4 protein-coding genes are annotated in these 3,775 nt (G+C 34.1%); 2 read left to right on the top strand and 2 right to left on the bottom strand.

Features of this window, described 5'->3' with window-relative positions; genetic code table 11:
• Positions 1-84: 84 nt before the first annotated feature.
• Positions 85-561 carry a glutathione peroxidase gene (locus HU235_RS22165; RefSeq protein ID WP_174881619.1) on the bottom strand — a complete coding sequence of 159 codons (477 nt, stop codon included), beginning with the start codon at positions 559-561 and terminating at the stop codon, positions 85-87.
• A gap of 247 nt (positions 562-808) precedes the next feature.
• Here HU235_RS22165 and HU235_RS22160 point away from each other — a divergent pair, with 247 nt between their 5' ends.
• Positions 809-3,067 (top strand): putative bifunctional diguanylate cyclase/phosphodiesterase, encoded by a 2,259-nt coding sequence (locus HU235_RS22160; protein ID WP_174881618.1) that lies wholly within the window; start codon positions 809-811, stop codon positions 3,065-3,067.
• A gap of 133 nt (positions 3,068-3,200) precedes the next feature.
• On the top strand, positions 3,201-3,359 hold the full coding sequence (locus HU235_RS22155) for a hypothetical protein (RefSeq protein WP_170944281.1): 159 nt from the start codon (positions 3,201-3,203) through the stop codon (positions 3,357-3,359).
• A gap of 136 nt (positions 3,360-3,495) precedes the next feature.
• Here HU235_RS22155 and HU235_RS22150 read toward each other — a convergent pair.
• A partial coding sequence (locus HU235_RS22150; protein ID WP_174881617.1) for an EAL domain-containing protein occupies positions 3,496-3,775 on the bottom strand: 280 nt, incomplete at its 5' end.

Here is a 3,775-nt window from a genome sequence, read left to right as displayed (position 1 = left end):
TAGGAAACTAGTATAATTTATAACAAAAGAGAGCAGGGTTGTGCTCTCTTTTTGTTTTCAGATTAAAATTAGTTGAAGAAAGGCTTACAAAACCTTTTCTAAATCCTTTTCAAGCTGCGCTGGCTCAGTTGTAGGCGCATATCGCTCAACGACTTGGCCATTTCGATCAATGAGGAATTTTGTGAAATTCCATTTAATATTTTTCGTTAATACACCTTTTTTCTGTTGCTTTAAAAATTGAAACAATGGATCCGCATTGTCCCCGTTGACATCAACCTTTGCAAACATCGGAAATGTCACACCGTAGTTTACCTGACAAAATTGCATCGTTTCTTCAATATTATCAAATTCCTGATGATTGAATTGGTCACAGGGGAAACCTAAGATTTCTAATCCTTGTGCATGGTACTTTTTGTATAACTGCTGTAAGCCGTTGAATTGTGGAGTAAACCCGCATTTGCTAGCTGTATTGACAATGATAAGAGGCTTGCCTTCATATTCCTGTAATGACTTTTCTTCACCGTCCGCCATTTTTACCTTGAAATCATAAACTGTATTCATGAACTTACCTCCTTCTTTTCTATGAGAAATGAGCTTCCTCTAAATCGTACGTGATTTTTACTAAAAATTACAAGCATTTTGGTGATGGATACCTATATTTATTGCTCTTTACCATGTAAAGAGGTCTGGGGAAAATTTGCAAAAAAGAAAAATAGAGCAGTTTATATAGATAAAAAGTAATGGTAATATAGAACTATAAAATACCTGAATAGTTAAACAAAAATATATACGACGTGAGGAAAAATGGATGTACACAACAAGACGGTTAGCAATATGGTTCCTGTTAGGTATCACAATTTTGTTGTATGGATGGATTTTTGTATTTGGAGAGAATGCTTGGATGCGGGCTTTAGGGGTTTCGGTTGTTTCGATTATAGTCGGAGCTTTCAGTTTTACGAGAATTTATCATGTATTTTGTAATCGTTTAAATCCGCAAAGGTATTTTTGGCTCATCCTGAATATAGGTGTGTTTTTCTATATTCTTTTCAACTGTATTTGGTTATATGAAATCATTGTCTTAAAGAGTGCTTATTATTCAGATGAAGTAAATATTGTTTGGAATATATCACTTATCTGCTATCTTTTTGCGCTTCTTTATAAGTTGAAAATGATTTGTAGGATTTCCGCGGTAACCAATCGGTTTATTTTCAACATTGTCATTTTTATGGCATCAGCTGTAACAATTAGTACTCATTATTTATTACAAAAAATATATAGTCTAGCAGAAAACTCAATCATTATTGCCCTTGTTATCCTTGCTTATCCAATTTTAAGTCTTAGTACGTTGTTAGCTGCTATAAGTGTCGTTTATTTAAGTAAATACTCGAATGGACTGGATAACCACTCAATAAACTATATGTTTATCGGGTTTACAATTAAAACGATTGGAGATTTTATTTACTTATTTCAAGAGGGCTTAGGGATATATGAAATAGCAGGTTATATTGATCCGCTTTGGATCGTTGGTGTCGGCTTGTTAGGCTTAAGCTTTGAGGATATGAAAAAATCGTCACAATTGTTTAGTGGGAAAACAGAAGAGAAATGGAATCATCATGTATCTATCTTTCCTTATCTTAGTAGTCTGTTATTAATGATATTACTTATTGATTATCATCGCTGGGAAATGAATAGTCTTTTTATTGGATTATTCGTCATTTATCTTTTAGTCGTGAGTAGACAGTTATTTTTACTTCAGAAAAATTATCATCTCATGCAAAAGTACAAAGGTTTGGCTTATCTTGACTCACTAACAGGACTTTACAATCGGACTAGATTTAAATCTAGTTTAAAAAGCATGCTAGAGGATGCAAAGCAACGAGACAGTCAAGTCGGAGTTATTTTAATCGATTTAGATCGATTTAAAAACATTAATGATTCACTTGGACATCACATTGGGGATAAGCTTTTAATTGAGGTTGCTAACCGACTAATGAAGGCGCTTAATCAAGAGGACAAATGCTTTCGACTAGGAGGAGATGAATTTGTTGTTACTCTCTCGGGAACCTCTACTACCCATTGTGCAATTGTTGCAGAGAAGATTTTGCATCTGTTTTCAAAACCGTTTCAAATTGAGGAATATTCAATAGCTGTAACCCCGAGTATTGGAATAAGTATGTATCCAGATAACGGTGATAATGGTTATACGCTTTTTAAACATGCGGATGCAGCGATGTACTTAGCAAAGGAAAAAGGGAAGAATAACTACCGTTTTTTTAACAAAAAGCTTTGTAAAACGATCGAACGGAAAATCCTTATTGAAAACGGGTTAAAAGGTGCAATCCAAAATAAGGAACTCCATATTGTCTATCATCCAAAGGTTACCCTTCAATCTCGTGAGATATATGGAATGGAAGCACTTCTTCGGTGGGAGCATCCTACTTTAGGCAATGTTTCACCAGCAGAGTTTATACCGATTGCTGAGGAAACTGGGCAAATTGGTGTGATTGGTGAATGGGTGCTGAGGAACGCCTGCAAACAGGCAGAAATTTGGCATGAGAATGGTTTCCCGCCATTAATCATCTCAGTCAATGTTTCCGTTAAACAATTTCAACATGGAGACTTCTGTCAAACTGTAAAGGGGATATTACAGGAAACAAAGCTAAACCCTCATTATTTAGAGCTGGAAATAACAGAAAGCATTATGCAGGATATTGGGCAATCGATAACAGTTCTTAAGAAGCTAAAGGAGCTTGGGGTAAAAACATCCATTGATGATTTTGGCACAGGTTATTCTTCATTGTATATGTTAAAGGAGCTTCCGATTGATACAATTAAAATCGATAAATCATTTATTGATAATATTATAGATAAAAAGGATCAATACATGATAAAAACGATTATTGAATTCGGGATGAATTTAAATCTTCATGTTGTTGCAGAAGGTGTCGAAACAGAGGAGCAATTATCCTTATTGAAAGAATTTCATTGTCAATTTGGACAAGGGTATCTATTCTCGCAACCATTGAATGAGGTAGAGTTTGAGAATTTGTTTTGTAGCAATAACTAGAATAAGAGAATTTTTAGAGAAGGGTTTTCGTTTAGTTTTTTAAACAATGATACAAGTTTTTTGAATTTTCATGTTTATCCTTTCGTTGCTTTGGGTATATGTGTTATGAAATGATATTACGGAGGGATCGATCTTGACAATTGGTTCAAAAGTATATTATAAGAATGAAATGTATAAAGTGATTTATATTTATAATACAGGCATGTGTGAGATTAAAAAGCTAGGTTTGAATAATAAAGTAGAATTAGTTCAATTGACAGACATTACATATAAATTACAGTCGATATCATAAAAAAAGAGAGTGGCTCAAAACCAAAGGTTTAGACCCCTCAAACACATATATAGCTAATGATCAGATTCATTTACTATATACCGGTGTTTGGTGGAGGGGTTAGACCCTTTTGAGTCACTCTCTTTAATTTTATTTATTAAGCTGGTGTTAACATTTCCTCGAGCTTCTTTGATGGAACTGGTGGACTAAAATAATAGCCTTGAACCTCGTCACACTGCTCTGATAATAGGAAGTCGATTTGATCGATAATTTCAACGCCTTCTGCGATAACGGTTAGGTCGAGACTCTTTGAAACGGAAATAATGGCTTTGACGATCGCTGCACTTTGTTTATCAGAATTAATATTGCGAATAAAGGATTGATCAATTTTTAATACGTCTAACGGAAACTTATGTAAATAATTTAATGATGAATAG

The organism is Metabacillus niabensis (assembly GCF_902829255.1).
GTDB classification, from domain to species: Bacteria; Bacillota; Bacilli; order Bacillales; family Bacillaceae; genus Metabacillus; species Metabacillus niabensis.
This window is presented reverse-complemented; position numbering and strand designations above follow the sequence as displayed.